Annotated in this window: 27 protein-coding genes; 17 read left to right on the top strand and 10 right to left on the bottom strand. The window is 44.4% G+C overall.

Features of this window, described 5'->3' with window-relative positions; translation table 11 throughout:
* Nucleotides 1-15: 15 nt before the first annotated feature.
* The 4 genes from ABY436_RS10570 to ABY436_RS10585 all read right to left on the bottom strand — a co-directional run bounded on the left by ABY436_RS10570 (nucleotide 16) and on the right by ABY436_RS10585 (nucleotide 2,331).
* A complete protein-coding gene (locus tag ABY436_RS10570; RefSeq protein WP_372738939.1) occupies nucleotides 16-411 on the bottom strand; it encodes a nuclear transport factor 2 family protein in 396 nt (131 codons plus the stop codon).
* 24 nt (nucleotides 412-435) lie between these two features.
* Nucleotides 436-675 carry an alcohol dehydrogenase catalytic domain-containing protein gene (locus ABY436_RS10575; RefSeq protein ID WP_372738940.1) on the bottom strand — a complete coding sequence of 80 codons (240 nt, stop codon included), beginning with the start codon at nucleotides 673-675 and terminating at the stop codon, nucleotides 436-438.
* A gap of 40 nt (nucleotides 676-715) precedes the next feature.
* Nucleotides 716-1,699 (bottom strand): NAD(P)-dependent alcohol dehydrogenase, encoded by a 984-nt coding sequence (locus ABY436_RS10580; protein ID WP_372738941.1) that lies wholly within the window; start codon nucleotides 1,697-1,699, stop codon nucleotides 716-718.
* Nucleotides 1,700-1,878: 179 nt separating this feature from the next.
* On the bottom strand, nucleotides 1,879-2,331 hold the full coding sequence (locus tag ABY436_RS10585) for a phasin family protein (protein WP_372738942.1): 453 nt from the start codon (nucleotides 2,329-2,331) through the stop codon (nucleotides 1,879-1,881).
* Between the two features lie 360 nt (nucleotides 2,332-2,691).
* On the opposite strand from ABY436_RS10585, the gene ABY436_RS10590 reads away from it, so the two are divergent.
* The 11 genes from ABY436_RS10590 (at nucleotide 2,692) to ABY436_RS10640 (ending at nucleotide 14,714) form a co-directional block, all read left to right on the top strand.
* Nucleotides 2,692-3,495 carry an alpha/beta fold hydrolase gene (locus ABY436_RS10590; protein WP_372738943.1) on the top strand — a complete coding sequence of 268 codons (804 nt, stop codon included), beginning with the start codon at nucleotides 2,692-2,694 and terminating at the stop codon, nucleotides 3,493-3,495.
* A gap of 28 nt (nucleotides 3,496-3,523) precedes the next feature.
* Nucleotides 3,524-4,402: a GGDEF domain-containing protein gene (locus tag ABY436_RS10595; protein ID WP_372738944.1), complete on the top strand. Its 879-nt coding sequence runs from the start codon at nucleotides 3,524-3,526 to the stop codon at nucleotides 4,400-4,402.
* Between the two features lie 354 nt (nucleotides 4,403-4,756).
* On the top strand, nucleotides 4,757-5,794 hold the full coding sequence (locus tag ABY436_RS10600) for an efflux RND transporter periplasmic adaptor subunit (RefSeq protein ID WP_372738945.1): 1,038 nt from the start codon (nucleotides 4,757-4,759) through the stop codon (nucleotides 5,792-5,794).
* Nucleotides 5,795-5,796: 2 nt separating this feature from the next.
* Nucleotides 5,797-7,044, top strand: a complete 1,248-nt coding sequence (locus ABY436_RS10605) for an ABC transporter permease (protein ID WP_372738946.1) — start codon at nucleotides 5,797-5,799, stop codon at nucleotides 7,042-7,044.
* Nucleotides 7,041-7,718, top strand: coding sequence for an ABC transporter ATP-binding protein (locus ABY436_RS10610; RefSeq protein ID WP_372738947.1), 678 nt, complete (start codon nucleotides 7,041-7,043; stop codon nucleotides 7,716-7,718). The genes ABY436_RS10605 and ABY436_RS10610 overlap by 4 nt, the downstream gene beginning before the upstream one ends.
* Before the next feature lie 480 nt (nucleotides 7,719-8,198).
* Nucleotides 8,199-8,708, top strand: coding sequence for a hydrolase (locus tag ABY436_RS10615; RefSeq protein WP_372738948.1), 510 nt, complete (start codon nucleotides 8,199-8,201; stop codon nucleotides 8,706-8,708).
* 616 nt (nucleotides 8,709-9,324) lie between these two features.
* Entirely contained in the window at nucleotides 9,325-9,537 is a 213-nt protein-coding gene (locus tag ABY436_RS10620) for a hypothetical protein (protein WP_372738949.1), read from the top strand.
* Nucleotides 9,538-9,982: 445 nt separating this feature from the next.
* The gene (locus ABY436_RS10625) at nucleotides 9,983-10,753 is read left to right on the top strand and encodes a hypothetical protein (protein WP_372738950.1); all 771 of its coding nucleotides are present in this window, start codon (nucleotides 9,983-9,985) and stop codon (nucleotides 10,751-10,753) included.
* 579 nt (nucleotides 10,754-11,332) lie between these two features.
* Entirely contained in the window at nucleotides 11,333-12,070 is a 738-nt protein-coding gene (locus ABY436_RS10630; protein WP_372738951.1) for a hypothetical protein, read from the top strand.
* A gap of 1,111 nt (nucleotides 12,071-13,181) precedes the next feature.
* Nucleotides 13,182-13,976: a head GIN domain-containing protein gene (locus ABY436_RS10635; RefSeq protein WP_372738952.1), complete on the top strand. Its 795-nt coding sequence runs from the start codon at nucleotides 13,182-13,184 to the stop codon at nucleotides 13,974-13,976.
* Nucleotides 13,977-14,051: 75 nt separating this feature from the next.
* The gene (locus ABY436_RS10640; protein ID WP_372738953.1) at nucleotides 14,052-14,714 is read left to right on the top strand and encodes an MOSC domain-containing protein; all 663 of its coding nucleotides are present in this window, start codon (nucleotides 14,052-14,054) and stop codon (nucleotides 14,712-14,714) included.
* 99 nt (nucleotides 14,715-14,813) lie between these two features.
* On the opposite strand, the gene ABY436_RS10645 is transcribed toward ABY436_RS10640, so the two are convergent.
* Nucleotides 14,814-15,161 carry a hypothetical protein gene (locus ABY436_RS10645; protein ID WP_372738954.1) on the bottom strand — a complete coding sequence of 116 codons (348 nt, stop codon included), beginning with the start codon at nucleotides 15,159-15,161 and terminating at the stop codon, nucleotides 14,814-14,816.
* A 74-nt stretch (nucleotides 15,162-15,235) separates the two neighbouring features.
* Nucleotides 15,236-15,607, bottom strand: coding sequence for a thiol-disulfide oxidoreductase DCC family protein (locus tag ABY436_RS10650; protein WP_372738955.1), 372 nt, complete (start codon nucleotides 15,605-15,607; stop codon nucleotides 15,236-15,238).
* Between the two features lie 221 nt (nucleotides 15,608-15,828).
* On the opposite strand from ABY436_RS10650, the gene ABY436_RS10655 reads away from it, so the two are divergent.
* The gene (locus ABY436_RS10655) at nucleotides 15,829-16,104 is read left to right on the top strand and encodes a hypothetical protein (protein WP_372738956.1); all 276 of its coding nucleotides are present in this window, start codon (nucleotides 15,829-15,831) and stop codon (nucleotides 16,102-16,104) included.
* Between the two features lie 83 nt (nucleotides 16,105-16,187).
* On the opposite strand, the gene ABY436_RS10660 is transcribed toward ABY436_RS10655, so the two are convergent.
* Together ABY436_RS10660 and ABY436_RS10665 are read right to left on the bottom strand one after the other, a co-directional pair.
* On the bottom strand, nucleotides 16,188-16,523 hold the full coding sequence (locus ABY436_RS10660) for a DUF1840 domain-containing protein (protein ID WP_372738957.1): 336 nt from the start codon (nucleotides 16,521-16,523) through the stop codon (nucleotides 16,188-16,190).
* Nucleotides 16,524-16,766: 243 nt separating this feature from the next.
* A complete protein-coding gene (locus tag ABY436_RS10665) occupies nucleotides 16,767-18,713 on the bottom strand; it encodes a hypothetical protein (RefSeq protein WP_372738958.1) in 1,947 nt (648 codons plus the stop codon).
* 353 nt (nucleotides 18,714-19,066) lie between these two features.
* On the opposite strand from ABY436_RS10665, the gene ABY436_RS10670 reads away from it, so the two are divergent.
* A complete protein-coding gene (locus ABY436_RS10670; protein ID WP_372738959.1) occupies nucleotides 19,067-19,762 on the top strand; it encodes an SOS response-associated peptidase family protein in 696 nt (231 codons plus the stop codon).
* A 34-nt stretch (nucleotides 19,763-19,796) separates the two neighbouring features.
* On the opposite strand, the gene egtB is transcribed toward ABY436_RS10670, so the two are convergent.
* Together egtB and ABY436_RS10680 are read right to left on the bottom strand one after the other, a co-directional pair.
* Nucleotides 19,797-21,017 (bottom strand): ergothioneine biosynthesis protein EgtB, encoded by a 1,221-nt coding sequence (egtB, locus tag ABY436_RS10675; protein WP_372738960.1) that lies wholly within the window; start codon nucleotides 21,015-21,017, stop codon nucleotides 19,797-19,799.
* 4 nt (nucleotides 21,018-21,021) lie between these two features.
* Complete coding sequence (locus ABY436_RS10680; protein ID WP_372738961.1) at nucleotides 21,022-21,213, bottom strand: hypothetical protein; 192 nt, start codon at nucleotides 21,211-21,213, stop codon at nucleotides 21,022-21,024.
* Nucleotides 21,214-21,497: 284 nt separating this feature from the next.
* Between ABY436_RS10680 and ABY436_RS10685 the strand changes: the two genes are divergently transcribed.
* The 4 genes from ABY436_RS10685 to ABY436_RS10700 form a co-directional block, all read left to right on the top strand.
* Nucleotides 21,498-22,073 (top strand): hypothetical protein, encoded by a 576-nt coding sequence (locus tag ABY436_RS10685; protein WP_372738962.1) that lies wholly within the window; start codon nucleotides 21,498-21,500, stop codon nucleotides 22,071-22,073.
* Nucleotides 22,074-22,376: 303 nt separating this feature from the next.
* Nucleotides 22,377-23,060 (top strand): glutathione S-transferase family protein, encoded by a 684-nt coding sequence (locus ABY436_RS10690; RefSeq protein WP_372738963.1) that lies wholly within the window; start codon nucleotides 22,377-22,379, stop codon nucleotides 23,058-23,060.
* Nucleotides 23,061-23,071: 11 nt separating this feature from the next.
* The gene (yghU, locus tag ABY436_RS10695) at nucleotides 23,072-23,935 is read left to right on the top strand and encodes a glutathione-dependent disulfide-bond oxidoreductase (RefSeq protein WP_372738964.1); all 864 of its coding nucleotides are present in this window, start codon (nucleotides 23,072-23,074) and stop codon (nucleotides 23,933-23,935) included.
* Nucleotides 23,936-24,046: 111 nt separating this feature from the next.
* The coding region (locus tag ABY436_RS10700; protein ID WP_372738965.1) for a TetR/AcrR family transcriptional regulator at nucleotides 24,047-24,278 on the top strand (232 nt) is incomplete at its 3' end.

The following is a 24,278-nucleotide window of genomic DNA, read 5'->3' on the forward strand; positions in this document are numbered from 1 at the left end:
GCTGAGCTACTACATCTAACTCTTCTCGACAGACCGAATCGTATTGACTGCCGGAATATCCCAGGCTTCTGCAACTTGACCATTGACGATTCGCCAAACAACAACAGCATCAAATTCCATTAAGCTGCCTTCAAGGTTCATGCTATTGCACACTTGAGTGACTACTAGTTCATCACCGGCCGTCCTGATATCAATTACATTAACGCGGAAACTACTGTCGCTTCTTTCACCCAGCTTGGCAAAGAAACTCTTCAACCCGTCAACACCGCGATAGTCACCTTCCAAGTCGGGTATATGCCGATTGAAGTAGTGCCAAACAAAATTGTCAGCCAAAATACTCCTACACGCATCCAGGTCTTGCAGATTAAGATTTTTCAGAAGTGATAAGTTCGGGTGTATATCTTCCATCATCGTTTCTCCTCAGGCTTAGCTGGATTACCATTTGCGGTTAGCCCGCACTGGCATGTAATGTATTTTTCTCATCCATTCTCTCCATGCCATGCCATGGTGGCTGCCAGACTCTATCTGCGCGCCGTAACCATCCGGCGTTAGTCCGAAAACGCGATCTCCTTGCGCAAACTTCGTGACACCTCTTGCGACCGCATCGACCGTTCCTGCAAAATCAAGGCCGAGGACTTTTCGTTTAGGGCCTAGTAGCCCTGTGAACGGTCTCACAAAAACCGGATGAGCTCGAAGATTGTGTCTCCTGACGGGATTACGCCTGGCTATCCATGGTAATCACAATCTTTCCCTGGTGTAGCCCTTCGCCGAAGTAACGCATCGCTTCAGGCACTTCTTCTAATGGATAAATACTGTCAACAATAGGCACGAGCGTGCCGGCTTCGATAAACCGCTTCAGGTCTGCCAGGCCTTTGTTGGGTCCCTCCGCCACCAAACAAAGTTTCCTGCTTTCGCGGGTAAACGGCGCACAAGAACTAAGGAACCAAAGTTGGTAGACCCTTGGTATTGATCCCCCGACCATTGCGTAGACGCCATCGGGTTTTAAAGCTCGTTTGATATCAAACATGGATCGATAGTTCTGACAATCGATAATCAGATCGTAGAGCTCTCCCATTTTGGTAAAATCTTCTTGAGCGTAGTCGATAGTATGATCGGCACCCAGCGATAGAATGACATTCAACTTGTGTGCGGCGTCGACGCCCGTTACCTCAGTCCCGGCGAGCTTGGCCAGTTGAATGGCAAAGGTACCTACACCGCCACCCGCGCCATTAATTAATACCTTCTGTCCTGCTTGCAATGGCCCGGCTTTACGAAGCCCTTGCAGAGCCAGAACGCCGGCCTGGGGTACAGCGGCTGCTTCTTCAAACGTCGAAACTATGGGTTTCAGTTCCAGGGCCGTTTCGGGTGCGCAAACATATTCTGCAAAACCACCCCAGTTATCCCAGAGATCGCCGAACACCTCATCACCCAGTTGGAAGTGTGTGACCTTTTTTCCGATGGTCTCGACAGTCCCCGCTATGTCAGCGCCGAGTATCTGCTTCCCCGGCTTTGGCTTCAGGAGGCCATACATGAGCCGGTTTATAAAGGGTATACCGTTCAGAAACTCCCAGTCCCAGGAATTAATGGACGAGGCGTGAACACGAATCAGTAATTCATCATCCTTCGGCGCAGGTTTAGAGACCTCCTTAAGTTCAAGACCATCCGGTGATCCATATTGTGTAAATACCATTGCCTTCATGATCTTTTACTCCAGAACCTTAACTTAAGTTTCTGTTAATCGCGAAAAAGACCCTGGAAACACTTCAGTACATGCCAGTAGTAGCGGATCTTTCTGGTGGAGGTACTGATGAGTTAATGGCCTGACGCAACTGATGAAGAAAAATCTTCATGACTTTACGAACCGGGCCCTTTTACCAATCAAGCGCTTTTACGAGTGGAAGCGGCTTTGTTTGAGAGGCCGTTTTGTTTATGTGCAGAGAGGTTAATCGCCTCTTTAGTTTTTTTCCGGGCATTCGGCATGGGCTTGGTGACTTCGGCTATGCCATACATATCAGACATGACAGAAATATTTTTTCCTATAACGTCCATCAATTGTTCTTTTGTTTCTGACAGCATGGCGACTTCTTTTTCAGTAATGTTAGCCAGCTTGGCATCTAAATCTTTGAAGAATTGAATCTGTAGTTCGAACGCTTCTTTAGGCTCTGCCACGCCGCTCAGTGCTTTCATCTGTGCCAATCCAGCGTTGAATAGGGCAGTCATATATTCAGTCTGCAGAGCGATTAGCTTTTCCGCGGTTGATTTGTTGATGTCAGTAATCATAGTTACAGGCTCCAGCGTTTCTTGAATATCTTTCACTGTATCTTGGCTCATTTCTTTGTCCTCAGTGAGTTATTAATAAACGAACGTATCAGGACGATTATTCGCTTTACATCCGTTTTTTCAACGTAATTGAGCAGACCTTAATTGAATTTCAGATAGGAAAGTTCGCATATGTGAAAAAAGGCCATTGGCTTTAGCCGCTTTTTCACTGGCGCAAACGGCTTACTGGCGACCCAGCGTCGCCGACAAATCAACATAACAAAAAACCGGTTACACAGAATAATGGCCTGAACCGGAGAGATAAGATCCTGTTTTTCAAAAGCGGTGCTAGAATTAACAAAGATGACGATATCCAGCCGACGAAGTCACTGATTCAGGCTGTAAACTGACAATGAACCGGACGTTAGTAATATGAGTAATGTGAAAATACGAAATAATGTAAAAGTAATTGGGAAAAATAATGCGCCTACGTTAATGCTCGCGCATGGATTCGGCTGCGACCAGAATATGTGGAGATTTTTATTACCTGAATTAGAAGCTCACTATCAAATTGTATTGTTTGATTATGTTGGCTCTGGTAATTCTTTGTTAAATGATTATTCAAAAGAGCGATACTCGGCCTTAGAAGGTTACGCTAAAGACATCACAGATATTATTGAAGAGTTACAATTGAAAGATGTCACCATTATTGCGCACTCTGTCAGTTCTATAATTGCCTCAATTGCTTCTATAGAGATACCCGACATAATTAAGAAGATTGTAATGGTTTGCCCATCACCGTGTTTTATTAACATGCCACCCGATTATGAAGGCGGTTTTGAAAGAAGTGACTTAGAAGAGTTAATTGAACTAATGGATAAAAATTATATTGGCTGGGCAAACTATTTAGCTCCACTGGTGATGGGAACTTCACAACCACAAGAACTTATTGGTGAATTATCCGGAAGTTTCTGTAGCACAGACCCGGTAGTGGCAAAGACCTTTGCTAAAGCCACTTTTTTCTCTGATCATAGACATATTTTACCCCATATAACCTGCCCGGTGCAGATATTACAAAGTTCATCCGATGCCTTGGCCAGCCCGCGTATTGGCCATTATATGGCTGACAATATCCCTAATAGTGAACTGCGGATGTTAGAAGCAGAAGGCCATTGCTTACATATGACAAATCATCAAGAAATTATTCCGTTAGTATTTAAATTTGTCGAGTCATAATCTAATGGTGACAAGCAGCTTTCAGGATATGGATCACTTTCATTCGGGGCATTTGATAGTTAATAAAGATAGAAAAATTATCTTTTGCAATACTTATATCTGCGACTTAAGTGACCAGCCTGAAAAGCAGATGATTGATAGCAATATCTCTCAATATATGAGTAAAGCCTCCAATATTTTTATGGATAGCTATATTTTTCCACTCTTGATAAATGAATCAATTGCACAAGAAATTCAGATAACGTGGGTTGGTAAAAATGGACAAAGAATAGCTGTTGTAGCCAATATAAAACTAGGCCTGAAAGGTATCTCTTATTGGTCACTATACGAGTGTGCCAACCGGGATAAACTTCATAGCGAGCTGTTAAAAGCGAATGAAAAACTTGAACAACAGTCGCAAGAGTTATTTAGTCTCGCAACGACGGACCCACTGACAGGTTTAATAAATAGGCGCGAACTGCAAGCACAAGTTGAAAAAGTCATTTATCAAGTGTCCAGAAACTTATCAACATTTGCATTGCTATCTATCGATGTTGATTTTTTTAAGCGCGTTAATGATACATACGGTCATCAGGCTGGCGATAGGGTTCTTATAAACCTGGCTAATATATTCACTACGAGCTTAAGAGCCCATGACTTGATAGCAAGGGTTGGCGGTGAAGAGTTTGTATTGTTATTGCAGGATATTGATGAAAAAAACGCCTTTCTATTAGCGGAGAAGTTAAGAAGAAGTGTTGAAGCAAGTGCAATAGACGATATAAAAATCACAGTAAGTATAGGCTTAGTCGTTACGCGAAAAAATGCTGTTGCAGGCCTTGATATGTTACTTAAATTATCTGATAACGCCCTTTATGAGGCAAAAAAATCGGGACGTAACAGAACATTAATTGCACAGTTTGAAGGGTGACAATGAGAGCGTGATGTGCTCTTTGCTTCCGATAAATCTATTTACCATCGTCTTATGTCAAGTGTTTATGCAGGCGGGTGCCAAATCCTGACTTTCAGAGTTTTCTAATATAACATCATATCTGCGAACCCTCAGTTTCCAAAAGGTGTCATCAGCAGTAATATTAAAGATCACCAGCCGTATTTTTTCCTCATCGATTAACCCGCAGCACGTTAAAGCAATCAACGCTAACTGAGTCTGAAAGTAAAAGAAGATAAAATTGTAAATATAGCAGAGAGATAATGGGCAATGTTCAGGATAAAGAATCAAGCCCTTGTCTGACATAATCAGTTTACTTACGCATAAAGGAGGCAGATGAAATCGATGCAGTTTCTTTGGCAGGGTAAGTCTCTGTTAGTTATCCTATTGGTCGTGTGTCTGCTCGTGGGTGGAGGGGCTGCCATCCGCTGGTTGTGGGGCGACAGTGTGGACGTTATTCATCCGCACCGTGGATTGGCCGTGCAGGCGGTCTATGCGACCGGAACGGTGGAGCCGTCTGTCATGCTGCCGATTGCCCCGCGCATCGCCGCGCGCCTGATGACGTTGCTTGTGGATGAAGGCGTTAGTGTAAAAAAAGACCAACTGCTCGCCCAGATGGAGGACGAAGACTTACGTCAGAAGATCCGGGAAGCGCAGGCTCGTGAAGCATTTGCGAAGCATGAATTTGAACGTATACAAACCCTGCTCAAGCGCAATCTCATATCCAAAACAGAGCATGACAGCGCTCGTGCGGAATGGGAGTCGGCGGAGGCTGCCGTGGCCAGGGCTGCTGCCGAATCTGATTTCATGAAGCTGGTGGCGCCGGCTGATGGCCGCATTATTCGTCGTGACGGGGAGGTCGGTCAGTTGATTCCTGCGAATCAGCCGGTATTCTGGCTTGCATGCTGTTCGTCGCTGCGGATTTCCGCGGAAGTGGATGAAGAAGATATTGCTCTTGTGCAGACGGGCCAGAAGGTGCTTATTCGCGCCGATGCATTTCCCGAGCAGACGTATGAAGGCATGGTACAAAACATCACGCCTAAGGGTGATCCGGTATCGCGCAGTTATCGTGTGCGTATTGGGTTCAACGAAGAAACCCCACTGATGATCGGTATGACCGCTGAAACCAATATTATTATCCGCGAAACAACAGAAGCGTTGTTGTTGCCTTCCGGCGCAGTGATGCAGGGAAATGTCTGGCTGGTCGAAGAGGGTAAGCTGGTGAAGCGTAAGGTTTCCATCGGTGCTAAGGGCATTAAGGAAACGGAGATTCTCAGCGGCATTGAAGCGGATGATGTCATTGTTCTGAAGTCCGGGACCGAGTTGAAAGAAGGCCTGAAAATACGCTACCGGATGGTGCAACAGGGGGAATAGTCATGCGATTGCTGGCAACTATCGCCGTCAAGCATCTGCTTGCTCGTAAACGGCAAAGCCTGGTTTCGTTGCTTGGTATCGTACTGGGTGTGGCGTTTTTCCTGACAATTTCCTCGCTGATGCAGGGGTCGGAAAAGGATTTTATCCGGCGGCTAATCGATAATATGCCCCATATTTTTGTCACGGATACCTATCGCAATCCGCGCCTGCAGCCGGTCGAACGGCTCTATAACAGCAAGGGTGCGATCGAGGTGCGTAGCGTCAAACCCGTGACCGAAACGCGGGGCATTCGTGGTTACGAACAGGTTGTCGATTACCTGCGTACCCTGCCGGGGGTAGAGGCTTCCCCAATGCTTACAGGGCAGGGCGTCTTGAGTTTTGCGGGGAAGAATATTGCTGTCGCCCTGGATGGTATGATCCCCGAAGATATCCAGGATGTCGTCACCATTCAGGAATACATGATTTCCGGTAGCATCAGCGACCTGATCGCAAATCCTAACGGTATTGTCCTCGGCGAGGAGTTGCTACGGACCTTCTCTCTGGAGCGCGGCGATAACGTTACCGTCACCGCGCCAACAGGACAGGTGCGTACCGCGAAGATTCTTGGCGTTTTCCGCACCGGAAGGTCAGACTTTGATCTGAACCATGGATTTGTCTCGCTCAAGAGTATGCAGGTATTGATGAATCGTCCGCATCGGGCCAATACCATTATCGTTAAGCTGCCGGATCCTTACCGCGCCCGTGAGATCGCCGCCGATCTTGAAAGTCGTTTCAGTTACAAAAGCATCTCATGGCAGGAAGCATCTGAAGACATAATGAGTACACTCGCTATCCGTAATATCATTATGTACAGCGTGGTCAGTTCCGTGCTGATCGTGGCAGCATTTGGGATTTATAATGTCATTTCCACGGTGGTGATGGAGAAGCATCGCGATATCGCAATCCTCAAATCCATGGGTTTTCTTGCCCGCGATATACAGCGTATTTTTGTGATACAGGGCTTCATCCTGGGCATTATCGGCAGTTTGCTTGGCCTGCCGCTAGGCAGCACCCTGATGTATACGCTGATGCAGATTGAGTTTAAACCGCCGGGCAGCACGGAGCCCATCGTGATGCCACTTGACTGGGGGTGGATGCAATTTGCCATTGCCAGCGGGTTCGCACTGGGCGCAGCACTCATTGCCGCATTTCTGCCGGCGCGAAAGGGCGCACGTGTCCAGCCGGTTGATATTCTGCGGGGTGGGGTATGAGCGATATCGTTATAAAAACCGAGCATCTGACACGCACACTTTTCGGCGAAGTGCCCGTTACGTTGGTGGAAGATGTGGGGCTGGAGATCCGGCGCGGGGAGTTTGTGGTGATAACGGGACCCTCTGGATCGGGGAAATCCTCTTTGCTCTACCTGCTCGGACTCCTTGATACGCCGACCAGCGGAACTGTCTGGATGAATGACGAAAACGTCTCTGCCTACAGCGAGGACAAGCTCGCCGAATTACGCCTTGCGGAGCTGGGTTTTGTTTTTCAGTTTCATTTCCTGTTGCCAGAATTCTCGGCGCTGGAAAATGTGATGTTACCCATGCAGCGTCTGGGGCGGATGTCCGACGAACAGATTCGCAGCCGTGCGGCATCGTTGCTGACGGATCTGGGACTTAAGGAACAGCAGCATAAACTGCCGCACCAACTTTCCGGTGGCCAGAGTCAGCGTGTTGCCATCGCCCGGGCGCTGGCCAATGACCCGCTGCTTATTCTCGCTGACGAACCGACCGGCAACCTGGATTCGACCTCAAGCCAGAATGTGGAGAACATCCTGAAAGAGCTGGCGCACCAGCATCATCGCGCCGTAGCGGTCGTCACCCACGAAACCCGTTTCGCCACTGCCGCCGACAGAGTGATCACAATTGTTGACGGCAGAATTCAGCAGTAAAAAGTTTTGTTATTCCGGGGACAGTTTACTTAATTCAGCCAACTTTTTTTTGGCCCGGATTTTCCTTTATGTGAGTTACGCTTTGTCGCAACACATGCCATGCTCTTTCGTCTGTTTAGTCATTGAGAGACTTGCCTTTCCTATCTGATATTTAATTAAGGCCTCCTCAATTGCGTTGAAATAAAGGCTGCAATGCGAGTAGTCTATTTAATATATCTGCTTGAATATTGCTAACTGAGGCAAAAGAAATACGCCAAGATATCCAGAAAACACTGAAGCTTGTAACTATGCTTTCCTTATTAGTTTTGGTGGTATTTCAGTGTGTATTATTTTTTATAAATATCAGGTGATTAGAGTTTATGAAAAATCATTCGCGGAATTATAAGGATTCTTGATAATTATTATCAGGACGCGTTCCTCATAAACGACTGATATGTTCTTTATGAAGCTCAATCGCTTGAATCGATAGGAGGTATTCTGATGGAAACTAATGCATTGCCTAAATATGACATGAGCGACAATCCAACAAATTGCTGCCCTAAATTCAAACAAGAAGGATGGGACGATCAAGAGTTGCATTTCAAAGACAAACTATTTCTTAAGGCCAAGACAAGAAGCATATTTCACATCCCTATTAATATGGGTTCAGTTTATCGAAAAACCCTATCAGACATAGAAGAATCACATGCATATAGTGATGAAAACTTTATTGTCATGTCTTATGACCCATCTGCCTGGACTGGCGAGCACTATTTCTCTATAACCAAGGACGTCCCCGGGAATGAAATGGTCACAATGACAGGTGACTTTTTAACAAAGGTATTTGAGGGGCCATATAAAAAAGTGCCCGAATGGGAAAAAGAAATGGATAGTTTTGTTAAACAAAAGGGCCTTCATGTTAAAAAAACATATTTTTTCTATACCACCTGCCCTAAGTGCGCAAAAGCCTACGGCAAAAATTACGTGGTTGCTGTATCTGAGGTCCAGTGAATAGGTAATCCAAAAAAAAGAAGACAAAGAGACACGTTATTTTATCGACTTGGATTTGAGTACCCGAAAAATTCTTAGCTGGGATTATGATCAGAGAGATAAGTTGTTAATGACATCGACTAGCTGTCGGTACGCTTGCCTGTATTGTCTCTAGGCATCAAAAATCATACAACAACCCAAGAGGAGCATTTTGGTCATGGATCACACAGAGGAACGAGATTTAAAAAAAAGTACGAATCTACGGGTAGAATATGGTTGGCCATCCCGATCGTGTCCGGAGCAATAATTACCACAGCCCTTACCTTAAATTTTTGGGATCTTTTGTTCGTGATCTCGCCAATTGTCTCAATGCTCATGTGCTCCATTGCATATCAACTGGACGACATCCTGCGACTCCGGTCTTACGTTAGAGCTATTCTCGAACCAGAACTCGGTTTGAAATACGAAAAAAGTTTTTACAGGCTTTTCGACATAGAAGACAAAGAATCAGAGAATAAATCTGCATCCGAAAAGCCAATGCAATTACTTTTTTGGGCCGCATTTGGAAAAAAGCGCCCTGACATATTATGGGGTAATTCTGGTTACCTTTAGTGGGATCTCCGCTTTCGGACCATTAATGCTTGGCCTGATCAAGCATTTGATCGAGCCCACATTTAGCAGCAACTCTGTAACGATTGTCGTCGGTATTATCTTCGCCCTGGCAACCTTTATTCCATCAGCAGCGTTGATATTCTGTGCGTTCTCGTCAAGACAGCGTGACACCTACGCTACCCTATGGCTGAAAACCCAATCTGCTGACTCGCCTGAGTCGGGACAGAGGCAACACTGAACAGGAAGAAAAGGGGAGGAGGCTCAGAAGGGTTCTCTGCAACAATCACTGGTTCTCAACAGATTTTCCACAAAAAAGAATCAATGTGTTGCATAGAAAAACCTATTTTATATTTACATCTGTTTCATTAACTCAGATGCCGCTTTGAATTAATTATCCTGTTATATCTATCTGAGAATGACCTTCGATATCTCCAGCAATATAGTGTAATTGTGTCCTTTTAAATGTGTTGCACTTTATCTGAAATCCAGTTTTCCTTCTTTTAAATAACCCCGAATCTATGACTCCTTCTTAATAGTTTCCATCGCCCATATAAATTCAATCTTCGCTATCTTAAATTTAATTCAGGCCTGCTCAATTGCGTTGAAGTAGAGGGAGTAAGGTGAATAATAGATTTTATACGGTCGTTTTAAAATAATTAGCTAAGCAAGCAAGGAGACTAATAATGTGCAACATGATCAAGAATCACGTGACAGTATTTGTTGTTGCCAACAAGGATAAGGTTCAAGTGGTATCGAAGAAAATAAATGACTCTTTCATTCTCCGGGCAGTGATGGGAGAAGCTATTCTTGCAGAAGTTTCCATATCAAGGATTGGCGATATAGCAACTTTAAAAGGTGTCATTGAAATATTTGAAAAAAAAGTTCCAGCGAAAATAATCAAGAAGTTAAGCAAGGAGGGTGCAAGGCTTGCAACGTTATGGAATTGGAAACAAAAAACGTCTGGAGTGCAAAGTCCTGTAAGCGAGTCAAAGGTAAAACGTATTATCAGTCAGTTAGACCTGGAAATCGTCGACGATCAGGTCCGTGATAAGCGCACAGGCAATAAGTTAGGCGAAATAAAAGAAATTGAACAGGTTGAGGACTCACGTTTCTTTAGTCCGAATCCAGGTTGCTACTGGCTTCGTCAAGCGAATAGTTGGCGTGTCATTCCTGGTTTATTTGGGGCTTGGACGCGTGTCCGTGGAACATCTGAGACACGCAGATGCAACTCCAGTGGTGGTATGAGTAGCAGAAGGCGGATTGCCGATTACATACGAGTATCTGTTTGGAATCAGGTTGGAGCCTATGCATCGAGGAGCCGCCGAAATGCGAGTTTCGTTGATGCTGAGGATTGGGAGTACGTCTGGTTATGGGAAGTGGAGGCTGGAGGTGCTCGCACAGATAGCGACCATTATTCACGATGGGATGGTTCCAGGATTCACTGCTCCTTGTAACAACATGTTGAAGATAGTACAGATCGCTGCAGCACTTAAACACGACGGTTGTCCGCGGGGCCAGTAAGTTCAAGGCCTGTGAGAACTAAGTATTACGTTGCTCACCTGCCAACGATGGATCGCAACGGGCTCTGTCAAGGCAGACCAGCGGACCCTGTAAATATGCCAAGCAACCTGTTCCCGCGAAAACTCACTCAGCAAGAATAGTCATTCTCTCCGGTCTGTATGGCTGCCCCTGACTACTGTTCTCATCACTTATCCCTCATCCCTGATCCCACAGTCCCCTGGACTGGCCAATGCCGCCGCCGTCTTGTCAGATTATGAAATATCAACACAAGCCGAGGCTGGTTGCATAGTCGGCTTTTCGAGGATCCATTTCAGTCCACCGTTTTCCTGAATAACTATCTCGCTAACCATTTTAGATTACCCCTTAATGGGGATTTATCGAAGCAATATTGCCTCTTACTGTAGACCGGCATTATTTAGTGGACACAAGACATATACCTTCAGTTTGAGTAGAGCCTAAATGCATTGCACTATCGCAATGGCTATGGGCGTCAATAGAAAAATAGGATGATAATGATGAAATTAAAACTGATCTGTGTGGTGGCCGCCCTGGCATCAACTACGACAATGGCGGCAGGTCCGGAGCACGCTCAATTACCGTATCAACAAATGACGCCTGTACCTTATGACAGTACACCTTACTCGCCGCAAGATACCATACCAGAACAGTGCAGAGATCCGCTAGTTGAGGCTTATATTGCCGATTGGGAAGCTAAAAAAGTCGATTTTAACTCGATTAAATCTAACGACAGTATCGCACCCGATCAACGCTTCTGTAAGACGATGGATGACGACGGTAAAATTATGGAAGCTGAACAGTGTGATTTGAAAAATGCACCTGTTGGTTATCTTTGGAAAGAGCTATCAGATAGCCCAATAGTTATTGGTATCACAAATGGTGGCAGATCTGACCACGCACCACATTTTCATGGTCAACCTGAGTGTTACTATGTCGTCACCGGTGGAAGTAAAACACTGGCAGACAACGAGTTTAAACCCCTAAGTTTAGGGCAGTACTTCTATATTCCAGGTGCTACTATTCATAACACACCTATTCTTTCCGACAAAGGGCTAGGCGTCATATATTGGTATCCTGACAATGCGCATTTCGATGGGTTTAAATATTACTGGCGTAAAGATGTTGAAAATTTACGTGTTGCTGAAGAGGCGTTTGACCGCATTGATGTAATCCGTAAACGTGACCTGAATCTAGGACCTTATGGTACGAATGAAGCTTTCTTTGATAAATAATTAGCGGCTTATATTTAGCGGCCTATATAAAGAGTGGCAATGGTCACTCTTTATTTTTTTAGAGAAGGTGTGCAGTGGATCTAATGTGTATTAGTTCCGACTAGAACTGACACAGGGCTACTGGGAAGTAGCGATACACGAGACAGAACGTCTTGTCATATTTCTCAAAACCGAGCGGGATATGCTCTTTGCTGATACAGATGCGCCTGACGAGCTTGAAATGAAAGTGACCTAGAAAAGCTCCTTGAAAGAGCGGATGCCCATTTAAGCTTCTTATACAATGAACATCAAAAGTTCACACTGGAGATCTCACAGGACAAAAGAAACATAGAGTCAGAGAGGAATATTGGAGGGCCAGAAAAACCCGAGCCTGAGGAAGGCCTGGTGGCTTGGTTCGACAGCAGGAGACGGCCTCAAAGCCGCATTGATTGCTGCCATAGCGTCAATTATTGGCGCCCTAACGACTGTCGTCCTGGCAACCATCAGACACGCCGTAGCTAATTGAACGGACCTAACCAGGCAAATCCAGACAACCTTTTTCGTCGGCGGCTGATGTTCAGCGTTAATGTCAGTTTGGGGGCGTTGAGCGACTATCTCTCCTGGTGATTCTAAAATGTTAGTCTCCAATCCATGAATGGAGATTTGTCATGACACTCCCCAATAAACACCCACCCTGGAACAAAGGGAAATTGGTTGGTCAAAAGAAACCTCTGCAGACAGTCGTTTCTGAGAAACAGGCGATTAGCCAGTCTCTATTTGCATAAGGAGGCTGCAATAAAATATAGGTCTTGATCCAGTATAAATATGTCGCTATGGTTCTAAGACTATAGGGCCTAACCAGCATGTACCCCGGAATAGACCGAAGGAATGGGGAGTGAGTCATTGAGCAGTTCTTTCTCAATATTTGTGTATTTATACAGTCTAATATCGCTTAAGAGAGTCAATGAAAACTTCGTTTATCCTTTCCCTAATGGTTTTGGGCGGCTCTTTGTGTGTTTTCAGATAAATATCAAGCGCTTAGAGTTCATGAGGAATCATTCGCGGAATTAATAAGGATGCGTTCCTCATATAAAGGGCTGATAGAGCGCACTTGAAAAGGCAGAAGATGCTCATGAAATTATCATCAACAGTACTTTTCACAACAATGCTACTACTGACACCAGGCGTGTTATTGGCTGACAGCAGTGTAAGTGTTAGCTGCTCTGGAAATGGATCAGCCGTAGCTTCCTCTGCAGGCAGTTATGCAAGCGTTAATTGTTCCGGTCAATCCGGTTCCATCCCACGTGGCGTAACGGTAACGAAGAAATTCAAACTGCAAAACTATTCGACGCTATCTGTCTCTGGTAGTTACAACCTGCTTGCTAAGTTGGGTTCTGAAAATTCCGTAACCATAACGGGTGATTCTAACTATTTAGATAAAAATGAACCCACTGTTCGTGATGGTCACTTACAAATTGGCGGACCGGGCAACAGCGAACCGCCCTATGACATTGTTGTTTGGGCCACATCACTTGAAAAAGTACGTTTATCCGGAGCCGGAAACTCTGAAATCATGGGTAACTTCCCATCGGGTTTGTTACTCCGGGTAAGCGGCGCAGGCAATACCAAACTTGATGTTGCTACCGAGCAGAGCATTCACATTCAGCGTAGCGGAGCTGGTACTATTTCAGGTACTGGCAGAGCGGCTTCTTTACAACTAGAAGCTTCAGGAGCCGGATCTGTTAAGCTTCGAAACCTGAAAGTGAAGCACGCATCTATACAAATATCCGGAGCTGTTTCACTCTCAATTTGTGCTTCTCAATCCGCCACTGGCATCATCACCGGAGCCTCATCAGCGAAGGTATATTGCGAGCCGGGCGAGAGAGCTATTAGCACTAAGGGTAGCTCTTCGGTGAGGTACCGCTAAAGGTGCGCTCTGAAGCCGGTTATTCCAGGCTCGCGACTCTAAACAGATCAACTGACGGTTACAGGGGGATACATCATGGATAGCGAGAAAAAGCAGCACAGCGCCTCGATAGAGGGACTCTATATCGGCGAGATATCGACCATAGGCCCGGGGAATACGGCCACGGGAATTTTTAAAATGCCCTCGGAAAAAACCCATCAGATCGGTGAGTTTGGGTTGAGTGGCGATATTCAGGTGGATAAACGGGTACATGGTGGCCCGGAAAAAGCGATCTATCATTACCCGGCAGAAAATTACGCGGTGCTGCAACAGGCCTTACCCCATCTGAGTGTGAGTTTTCAACCCGGCTCTATTGGTGAAAATATATCGACACAGGGGCTACTGGATACCGACGTACATATCGGTGATACTTTTCGGCTTGGCACTGCCATCGTGCAGGTGTCTCAGCCACGTCGTCCCTGTTGGAAAGTGAATCATAAATATGGAAATGCACATATCGCCTCCGTGATTATGTCAGAAGCGATCTCAGGGTGGTACTACCGGGTATTAGAAAGCGGACAGTTGCGTCGTGGAGATCCAATCGAATTACTTGAGCGACTGGATAACAGTATTCCGGTCACTAATGTCTGGCAGATATTTATGCAACGTTTAGTGAAACAAGCGGAGCACTCCACCACTAGCGGGCATAAAACTCTTGCTAAGATTCCCGGCCTTTCAGATGAATGGCACTTTGAATAAGCCGCGACACGCTTAGTTTTGTTCACGCTGTTTCTAAGTAGACAAACTCACCATGGGTCTGTGCTTTGACGTTAGCAAACAGCCTTGCCTGTTTTGTCTTCATTCCCGCTTGATTTTAGTCAGCGTAAGTCGCCGTCCTTCACTGTACGAGAAACGGAAGTGGCCCTCCACTAATACAGTTTCGTCCAAAAAAAGAGCCACTCTGTCATGAGGAAATACTTCGACCCGATGCAAATCTTCGTCTTCTATCCAGTAGTGTAGCGGTGCCTCGAAGCGACGAACTATGCCACGGGTGGTCACTTGAGTTTTATCATACCTGGCAGCATTCTCTGTTAGCATCGCTAAAGATGCTTGCTTAGGCTTGTCAACATGCTCACAGCCATCAAGAACGAGCGCGGTAAGAAGCACTGGCAGCAAAGAGTTAATAGGTTTCAAATAATGTCTCATTGCGCCGACCTCTGCAGTTAGTCAGTGATAACTTGAAATAAAAGAAGTGAGCTTACGCCATTTTCATGCATAACCTAAAGTCGTCCGTCTCGGGCGAGTCTGCGGCGAACCAAAAATTCGTATAGGCAGGTCAGGATGGGTTTGAGGATTGGCAGTCCAATTAACCACCCTAGCGGGCGTAAGCGCGGTACTCTGCTCATTAACAGCACATAGGCATCAATACCGTTATGAAATTGGCCGCTTGCATCTTCGACGTGCAGCGACAATATTGCGTCACGAGGCACTATGCCACGTGCAAGCAAGTGCTCATGGTGAGTGTTTACATCGAGCCATATCACACCCTCAGCAGTTTTTTGCCATGACTCATAGCGGTGCCGCTCACGCCGACAGAGTGGGCAGGCAGCGTCGTAGTATACCTTGAGTTGGGTTGTATCTTGTTTGGGCATTATTCTGCTACTGGTATCTCAGGGCGATCATTTTGCTTTCCTTTAAAGCCCTGTCAATAACGTACAGTGCTTTTTAACATGTTATGATATATCTAAGTTGTTGCTTAGATTTTAAAAAAGGAAGCCGCTGGTTTAATTACCAGATAAGTTTATCCGATTGGAGTAAGCAAGGTGCAACATCTTTATATATATATGAGTCACATGAATGAAGGTTTTTTACGTTGGAATGGAAAAAAGAGTCTAATTATGTAGTCCATGAGTCTGGGTTTACGGTGATCGTAGAAGAGGGTTCGTTCAATGAGCCATCAACAATCCGGATTAAACAGGCTGATGGGTTTAGTGCAATAGAACAGGCGAAGTTGCTCAGACAAGGTATAGAGTTTGGCCGCTCAAAAATAGAGGTAGACAGTAAGCGGATGGCGCCTCGGGAAAACAACGGCCCAAGAATAACTGTCAAGAAATCACGCAAAACACGTATACCCGGACCAACCGAATGAAATTAAATACAGGTCCCTGCGCACTTCACATAAGATAGATATACCACTTAACACCCGGACAGGCATTTCAGCCCGTTTGGTCGTTAGATGCCGGTGTTGTATTTGCTGCTGATGTCCCACATTACGTTAGATGCGTTCACTTTCGCTGCCTTTAGTAATTTAATGAGTGGCAAGGCACGTTTGGAGAGGCTTACTGGTGGCTCGTCGTCGTCCTCAGTTTGCTCACAATCCTGCAGTTCAGCCTGCTGTTTGTTCTCTGCGAGTGCGTCCTCAAGTCGTTTCAACGAAGCCGGGATATCTGCTGCTAACAGGGTGCCGGGCACATGGCCACTGTGCCCCATTAATTTAAGAAGGGTTACTGCCTGATCGCCGAACATGGTTATGTTCCCGCAGGCAGGGCACGAAAAGGTAATAAGCATAATTACACCCTCTGTGTTGAATGTGCTTAAGATTAATGTCAGGCCCCGCCTTTTTGTCGTCTTTATCACATAAGTGATTGAAGCCGGTTTTATTCGCAAAGTCTGGGCTGACTTTGGTTAATCATAACCTATATCACAAAGAGAAAAGGTCATTCAGGATTTATTTTTAGTTGCAGGCTTACCATGCCGACTTGAATGCTTAGCCAGGTGTTTTCTTGCAAAATTCAGATAAGAATAGAATGTTTAACTTACCAGAAGTGGATAAACAAGGTTGATTTCAGTAATGTTTTTTCGTGGAGTTTTATCTGCAAGTTGCATATATTCGGAAACGACTTGAGCAGGCAATGCACCTATGACATTTTCCAAATCAACCAATGTTATACCTTGGCGGATTAAGAAGTTTATATAACTATAACGAACAGACTCCGCCGAAATGCAACTACTGTCTGTCATTTGTGCATCAAAAGCTGCACAGTTAATGAGTGAGATAGCTTCGCTTTCAGTAATATCAAAATCGACATTCTTATTTATCAGCTCTGCCAGCTTTTTTGAAACAGGCAGCTGCCTATTTGGGGAGCCAGGTACATCAAAGTGACTGTCAGCAGTATTTATTTCAGTTGTTGATAAGTTACATATTTCACTCAGTGATAATCCTTGAAGCAGGGCAGTTATAACAAGCTGTCCTTTTGAGCTGCTGGCTTCCAGCAGCCTTTGCAACTCGTTAAACGTTAGTTCTCTGACTCCTTCTTGAATAATTGCCTGAGTGATCGACCTACTGTTTCTGTTTTCAAGTTTATCTGTAGTATTCTGGCTAATATTTAAGCCCGGCTCATTACTGCGAATGCGGGACCAACTTGCAAATGCAGGATTTTCAGCAGCACTGTCACTTTTTAAAAACTCAAATAACCAAATAGCCAGCAAGCCAAGTAATAATGATACAGCAAGTACAATACCTGTATTTTGATAATAGTCAGGGCGTATTGGCGAATTGGGTTTGAACGCGGGTTCTATCACCTGAAACTGTGGGAATTTTTCACGTTGAATGACGGCTATTTGAGTAAGGCGGCTTTGTATAGCCCGATAACTCTCTTCTAACTGTGTTAAATCTTCAACAAGCGCTTCATGCTCGGAAAAGCGCCGTGTAAATTCAGTAGCCACTTGTTTGTACTGTTCAATTTCACGCCTTAGTTCAATAGCTGCTTGTTGTGCTGCAGTGTAATCTTGCTCAGCTTCACTTAATACTATATTTTGCCCAACAATTTTTTGTTGAAGAATTTCTTGTTTCAATTTATTTAATTGTTCAGGTACTACTCTTAAATTTGGTTGTAATGCCATATATTGACGGGTATAACGTCGATCAAGCTCAGTTAGCTGCTCACTTAGTTCCTGAGCTCGTTCTTCCAGGTTAGCCAAACTTCTTTTATCTGCATCTGGTACAACCGGCAGCCCGCTGTTAATGGCTTGTTTAACCGCCGCTAATTTTGCTTTTGCATTTATCTCGGCTTCTTCGGCGGTATTTAAAGCACTTGTCAGGCCATTGAGTCGTGCAGAAACTTGGTTCTCATCCCTGCCAGCCGATAAAATACTATGTTGATTACGAAAGGTATCAATCTGATTACGTTTTTGATCAACCTTTTCACCTAATAATTCAAATTGTTGCTGTAAAGCATTAGTCGTTTCAGCAGTGTCTTTTTTGATCTGTTGCAGACGCTGAGTTTCGTATTGGTCAATCAATGTATTGAGAAACAGTGCCAAAAATCCTGGGTTTTCACCCTCGGCAACCAATTTAATCAAGTTTGTTTCTGCTATTAAACTCAGAGAAAGCATATTACGTAAGCTTATCGTGTCAGGAATGTCGTCACTCTCAAGGGAGGAAAGTGCCTCTCTGGTGGAAGTAAGAAGAGACTGTCCGGTTAAAACATTACCTTGAATGGCGACATGCTGAACATTAATCTCTTCAGTTTGCTGGTCTATTGGGGAAGGCGCGACCGTTAATAAGGTAACATTACTTTGATAAATAGCTGGCTGTAAGAAAACATAAATTAAACCAATAATGGCAGCCAAAATAAAAGTCGTAACAAAAATACGAAAGCGCCTTGAAGAATACCACGGGTAAATCGGCTCAGCCGCTAGTGGTTTTGTAGCTCCATGTGTTAGCACTTCAATATAAGGTAGATTCTGACTTTCCATTAGAATAAAGCTTCCATCATGAGTGTTGCACTGATTATATTAAATCTCCGCTCATCATATCTTTGTACATTTTATATCCCTGAAAGAATATTATTCTGAACTTGATATTTATGTACATTTACAATATCACACGCAATTAAAATGAGCTTATCTTAAATTTTTTTGAGAGCATTTCTATGCAAAAAATTGAAAAAAGCCGCTACCTAACGCCTTCCATTATGAGTGGTGGGCCGATTATCTGAAGTGAAGTTAAAATTATTGGCCATATTTATGAAGTTAACGATCGCCATGAAAGACTTTTAGCCTGCTTGTTAACGCATTAAGATAAAGATGATTTGGAAGAGGAAGAGAGTATGTGCGGTAGATTAAATATCGGTGACGAACCTGCTGTGGTCGGGCTGTATGAAGACCTGCAGATCCAGCTGTTCGCAGATACACCCATCTACAGCCGCTTTATCCATGCCGCACAAAACGTCAGTATTGTCCGCCAAAAGCAAGGGGTGCGAAGAATGGACAACGCAATCTGGTGGCTACTGCTAGAGCCATCGGCTACAGGCTTTAAACCATCAAGATATACCTCGTTTAACACCCGTTTCGACAAACTCAACGTTAAAGGCTCTGCAGGTTATCAAGCGTTTCGGCACAGCCGCTGCGTAATACCCGCAAAAGGGTTTGGTGAAACCGAATACGTCAATGGTAAACCCATGCACTATCATGACCTGGTAGCAAAAGACGGCGGTTTGCTGCTGGGCGGTTTATGCCGGGAGTGGAAGAACCAGCAAACAGGCAAACTAGCGTTGTCTTGCTCGGTCATTACATTGCCTCCGCATCCAAAGCTGAGCAAGATTCACACGAAAGCTTCGCCACTCTTACTACCACCAGAGCCTGCGCTAATAAATGCCTGGCTTGACGAGAGCATGACCAATCCTGCCATGTTTGACGATCTGTTAAAACCGAGAATACCTGTCGATTTAATCGCTCAGCAGATTGATAAGCCCAGTAGTTACCAGACAATAGGCGAAGCATTTAATATATTGGCTGATAATTAATGGCGAATTTTTTTTCATGCATTGGAAGCAGGGATTAAATATCTCTGGTGAGTCTTATGCCAGAAAACATCCAACGTTGTTCCGGGAAATAAAAATTCCGATAACTATGTCGGTAATGATTCTGTGGTGTCGCAATACAGCCGCCTTTGAGAACGAATTGCTGACACATAAACTTACCGTTGTATTCTTCGACCATGCCTGAAAAAGGTCGGAAACCCGGGTAAGGTGAGTAGTGGCTGCTTGTCCAGAACCAAAGTTGATCGGTTATCTGGTTGGCGTCGTTCGCATGAAATAATTGTTCGCTGCTGCTCTTGCCAGCATTTATGTTTGGAGCATTGTTCAAAAATTGCTCCGCTTCAAACTCAGTCGGAAGTCGACAACCTTTCCATGCTGCAAAAGCATCGGCCTCAAAATAACTAATATGTGCTACCGGCTTGTTCAAATCTAATCGCTGTACGCCGTGCAGCGTAAATTCTAATAAGCCTTCTTTTTTATCGTCACGCCAGTAAAGAGGGCGCTTGATCTGGTATTTGTTTTTCCAGTCCCAGCCAAGACTAAGCCAGAGCTTGTGGTTGTTATAGTCTTTACTGTTAATGAACTCCAGATATTCACCATTGCTCACCAGGCTTTCTGAAATACCATACTTGTGCAAATATGCAGTGTGTTTAGGTCGTTCGTTATCAAATGAAAACTCAGTGCCTTGATGGCCTATTTGATAAGTGCCTTCCTGAAAACGGCTCCACGCTGCTAACGGCTTATCGGCTTCAGGTAGGGCTGTAGCAGAATATTTCACCTCAATTGGATTCATCCCAAGGATGTATTTGATATCCATTAACAACAACTCTTGGTGTTGCTGTTCGTGGTGCAAACCTAAAATTAATAACTGGCTGGTTTCTGCAGTAATTTTATGATTTTCCAGAAAAGCGACCATATGCTCATCGACATATCTTCGATAGGCGTAGACTTCTTCGACGCTGGGTCTGGAAAGTTGCCCGCGCTCTCCTTGAATCCAGTGCTCGCCTGCAGCCTTGTAGTAAGAGTTAAATAAAACTGCGTATTGCTGATTAAAGCGTTGGTAGCCAGGAAGATTTTTGCACAGGATAAGTTCCTCAAAAAACCAGCTAATATGGGCCAGATGCCATTTGGGCGGACTAACCTCAGGTACGGGTTGCACAACGAAATCTTCAGTGGCAAGTCGACAACAGATATCCTCGGATTGTCGCCGGATAGTTAGGTATTCTTTAATTAATTTCATAGCGTTAAACCAGTTCGGGGTTGGTTATCATTTCAACTAAAGCTGGATCTGGGGGCTTAATGGCTTCACCAATAACTTTACTCAACTTTTTTAGTTCTATCACCTTTACTCCCATTGCACCACATCGCTGGACATAGGCCGAAAAACCAGAGGTGGGTAAATCGGACTCTGCCCGAGCGGCTGATGCGGCTGGCATTGATATCGCTTAAAGGTTCACAAACAGAAGCAGAATTAATGCCGTAATCAAGCTGATAGTCGCGTGCAAAACAACGCAACAACGCTTGCGTTTAGTGGTAATCGCCATAATGACTCTATACATAATTTTGATCACTTGTTCAAAAATTGCTTGAGCGATCGTTCAGGTATGGTTATAGTCTTCGCCATTAACTGAAATCCTGCTGCCGCATCTCTGATGCGTAAGTTGCCTGTCATTTTAGTTGAAGAGAAATTAAACCATCAAGAATAGGAAGAGAAAAAACTATGGCCGTCATTCGTAACGCAATTTCTGAAGGGACTTTACGAGATAAGACACAACGCCTCAGAGTAGGGGGCAGCACTTCATTAAACAAGCCACAGCACAGTTCTCCAGCGCAACTTTTACTCATGGCTTGTCTTCTCGGTGCAGTGATGGGTGTTGTATTTATAGTCACTCAGCCTTTGTTTGGAATGGCGACATTAACAAGTCGGCATGCGGCGGCGTATCAGCAACTTGGTAACTGGAGTAGCGTCGCTGCCGTGACCATTGCCTGGGCTGCTCATTTGGCCGTATCTGTGTTTTATGGTTTGTTGTGTGGTGTCGTTATTCTGAGCACTGCGCGATTGGCATTGGTTGCACTGTTTACTTTAGCCTTCTCATGGCTGACAACGATCATAGCGCCGCCCGCCAACGCAATGATCGTACAGTTGGTTTCTTTTCAGCATATTAAGGTTAACCAGTTGCCCGGCTTCAACTTCAGTCTGGATGTTAAGTTTGTGCTGCATTTGGTATTTTTTGCCGCAATTAGTGCTGCGTTGTATGTCTACAAGAAAAGGGTTAAAAGGCTCAATGATCAGTAATCGTTGATAAACCATCAACGATTGATTCACCTTTTCAAACATCATTTCCCGAAAGGCGCTTACATGGGCTGAAACCAGTTTGCGATCTGCCCATAGCAAATTTCCTGCATGCAACGTAAGAAAAAACGAATTTAATTCAGAGTCTTAAAAAATATATGAACGATCGGTCAAAAATATACTTGAACGATCGTTCAGTTTTGTTTACAGTAGTTTCAGCTTTAAGGAACAACTGTTCTGATTGAATAAAACATCACTGACTCTAAATCACTGACTCTAAATCACTGACTCTAATAGGATAGCAATATGCTTAAGTTATATTTTCACCAAACGCCAAACCCAATGAAAGTTGCTCTTTACCTTGAAGAGGCAGGTTTACCTTATGAATTGATCCCGGTAGATACAATGAAAGGTGAACAACATACACCGGAATTCCGTGCGATTAACCCAAATGGTAAAACACCGGCAATTGAAGACGATGGCAAACGCGTATTTGATTCGACTGCTATTTTAATGTACCTATCCGAAAAAACAGGACTATTAGCAGGTAAGGCAGAAGATCGTAGTGAAATGATGTCGTGGTTAATGTTTTTAGCGACAGGTTTAGGTCCGTTTTCAGGTCAATCTGTTCACTTTAGACATAAAGCTCCAGAGCAAGTGCCTTATGCAATTAATCGCTATCTTCGTGAAGCTGAACGTCATTATGAAGTGCTGGAAACACACATGGAAGGCCGTGACTATATAGTGGGTGATGAATATTCAATTGCAGATATTTCAGCATGGGGTTGGATTGATAAAGCAATGCCTGTGTTAGGCGGGGAAGGTTTAGAAAACTATCCGAACTTAAAACGCTGGTTTGCCAGCGTCAATGCTCGTCCTGCCGTAGAAAGAGCACGAAACATCGATAAAGACATTGAGTTTAAGTCAGATTTTGATGAAGAGGCAGCACGCGCACTCTACCCGCAAAACTTTGATAAAAAAGTCTCATAGCCCCAGGAGTGATGAGAGTGGAAAACCAATACACACCACCAAAGATCTGGACTCATGATGCAGAAAGTGGCGGTAAATGGGCAAATGTAAACCGTCCGGTTTCAGGCGCGACCTATGAAAAAGCATTACCTGTTGGTCAGCATGGTTTGCAATTGTACTCAATGGGCACGCCTAATGGCCAAAAAATCACCATCATGTTAGAAGAGTTGTTAGCACTCGGTAAGAATGCGGAATACGATGCCCACATGATCAAAATTGGTGAGGGTGAGCAATTCTCATCGGGCTTTGTGGATATTAACCCTAACTCTAAGATCCCGGCTTTAGTTGATTACTCGAGCCAGAATCCTGAACCAATTTTTGAATCGGCTTCAATTTTAGTTTATCTTGCTGAAAAATTTGGTGCATTTCTTCCTGAAAAAGGCACTAAACGTACTCAAGTCTTCAACTGGCTATTCTGGTTACACGGTTCTGCGCCCTATTTAGGCGGTGGTTTCGGTCATTTCTATTCTTACGCACCAGAGAAATTTGAATATTCAATTAATCGTTTTACGATGGAAACTAAGCGCCAGTTAGATGTATTAGATAAGCAATTGGCGAAAAATGAATTTATCGCAGGGGATGAACTCAGTATTGCGGACATTGCAACCTGGCCTTGGTACGGCAACTTAATTCTGGGTAATCTTTACGATGCGAAAGAATTTCTTCAGGTGGAAGATTACACACATATTCAACGTTGGGCGAAAGCCATGTTAGCGCGTCCGGCAGTCCAACGAGGTCGTATTGTCAACCGGGATTGGGGGGATGAGTGGGAACAACTTGAAAATCGCCATTGTGCTGAAGATATCGATAAAGTACTGGCGCTAAAGCCAGAATAACTTTTTTGATTCAGGATAAGCGCGGCAATTAAAAACCTGGTGACGTCATTGTTACCAGGTTTTTGTTCTTTTAAGAAAAAGGTTAAGGCAACAGTTTTTAAGGCAATTATCATGAGTAAACAAGCCAGGTTTAATCGCGATGAAGTGATCGAAAAAGCAAAGAATCTTTATTGGAAAAAGGGATATCACGCAACGTCAATGAGAAATCTACAAGATGTGGTTGATATGCGTCCTGGCAGTATTTACGCGGCTTTCGGTAGTAAAGATAATTTGTTTAAAGAAGCGTTAAATCGTTATGCCGAGACAAGTGCTGAGAATCTTGCCGACAGTATGGCGCAGGAAA

The sequence above is a fragment of the Neptunomonas sp. genome (assembly GCF_041601355.1).
Taxonomy (GTDB): domain Bacteria; phylum Pseudomonadota; class Gammaproteobacteria; order Pseudomonadales; family Balneatricaceae; genus Neptunomonas.

Coding starts and splice junctions, on each gene's coding strand:
- ABY436_RS10570 (WP_372738939.1), bottom strand. CDS start 411: ATGATGGAAGATATACACCCGAACTTATCACTTCTGAAAAATCTTAAT.
- ABY436_RS10580 (WP_372738941.1), bottom strand. CDS start 1,699: ATGAAGGCAATGGTATTTACACAATATGGATCACCGGATGGTCTTGAA.
- ABY436_RS10585 (WP_372738942.1), bottom strand. CDS start 2,331: ATGAGCCAAGATACAGTGAAAGATATTCAAGAAACGCTGGAGCCTGTA.
- ABY436_RS10590 (WP_372738943.1), top strand. CDS start 2,692: ATGAGTAATGTGAAAATACGAAATAATGTAAAAGTAATTGGGAAAAAT.
- ABY436_RS10595 (WP_372738944.1), top strand. CDS start 3,524: ATGGATCACTTTCATTCGGGGCATTTGATAGTTAATAAAGATAGAAAA.
- ABY436_RS10600 (WP_372738945.1), top strand. CDS start 4,757: ATGAAATCGATGCAGTTTCTTTGGCAGGGTAAGTCTCTGTTAGTTATC.
- ABY436_RS10605 (WP_372738946.1), top strand. CDS start 5,797: ATGCGATTGCTGGCAACTATCGCCGTCAAGCATCTGCTTGCTCGTAAA.
- ABY436_RS10610 (WP_372738947.1), top strand. CDS start 7,041: ATGAGCGATATCGTTATAAAAACCGAGCATCTGACACGCACACTTTTC.
- ABY436_RS10615 (WP_372738948.1), top strand. CDS start 8,199: ATGGAAACTAATGCATTGCCTAAATATGACATGAGCGACAATCCAACA.
- ABY436_RS10620 (WP_372738949.1), top strand. CDS start 9,325: ATGCTTGGCCTGATCAAGCATTTGATCGAGCCCACATTTAGCAGCAAC.
- ABY436_RS10625 (WP_372738950.1), top strand. CDS start 9,983: ATGTGCAACATGATCAAGAATCACGTGACAGTATTTGTTGTTGCCAAC.
- ABY436_RS10630 (WP_372738951.1), top strand. CDS start 11,333: ATGATGAAATTAAAACTGATCTGTGTGGTGGCCGCCCTGGCATCAACT.
- ABY436_RS10635 (WP_372738952.1), top strand. CDS start 13,182: ATGAAATTATCATCAACAGTACTTTTCACAACAATGCTACTACTGACA.
- ABY436_RS10640 (WP_372738953.1), top strand. CDS start 14,052: ATGGATAGCGAGAAAAAGCAGCACAGCGCCTCGATAGAGGGACTCTAT.
- ABY436_RS10645 (WP_372738954.1), bottom strand. CDS start 15,161: ATGAGACATTATTTGAAACCTATTAACTCTTTGCTGCCAGTGCTTCTT.
- ABY436_RS10650 (WP_372738955.1), bottom strand. CDS start 15,607: ATGCCCAAACAAGATACAACCCAACTCAAGGTATACTACGACGCTGCC.
- ABY436_RS10660 (WP_372738957.1), bottom strand. CDS start 16,523: ATGCTTATTACCTTTTCGTGCCCTGCCTGCGGGAACATAACCATGTTC.
- ABY436_RS10665 (WP_372738958.1), bottom strand. CDS start 18,713: ATGGAAAGTCAGAATCTACCTTATATTGAAGTGCTAACACATGGAGCT.
- ABY436_RS10670 (WP_372738959.1), top strand. CDS start 19,067: ATGTGCGGTAGATTAAATATCGGTGACGAACCTGCTGTGGTCGGGCTG.
- egtB (WP_372738960.1), bottom strand. CDS start 21,017: ATGAAATTAATTAAAGAATACCTAACTATCCGGCGACAATCCGAGGAT.
- ABY436_RS10680 (WP_372738961.1), bottom strand. CDS start 21,213: ATGCCAGCCGCATCAGCCGCTCGGGCAGAGTCCGATTTACCCACCTCT.
- ABY436_RS10685 (WP_372738962.1), top strand. CDS start 21,498: ATGGCCGTCATTCGTAACGCAATTTCTGAAGGGACTTTACGAGATAAG.
- ABY436_RS10690 (WP_372738963.1), top strand. CDS start 22,377: ATGCTTAAGTTATATTTTCACCAAACGCCAAACCCAATGAAAGTTGCT.
- yghU (WP_372738964.1), top strand. CDS start 23,072: ATGAGAGTGGAAAACCAATACACACCACCAAAGATCTGGACTCATGAT.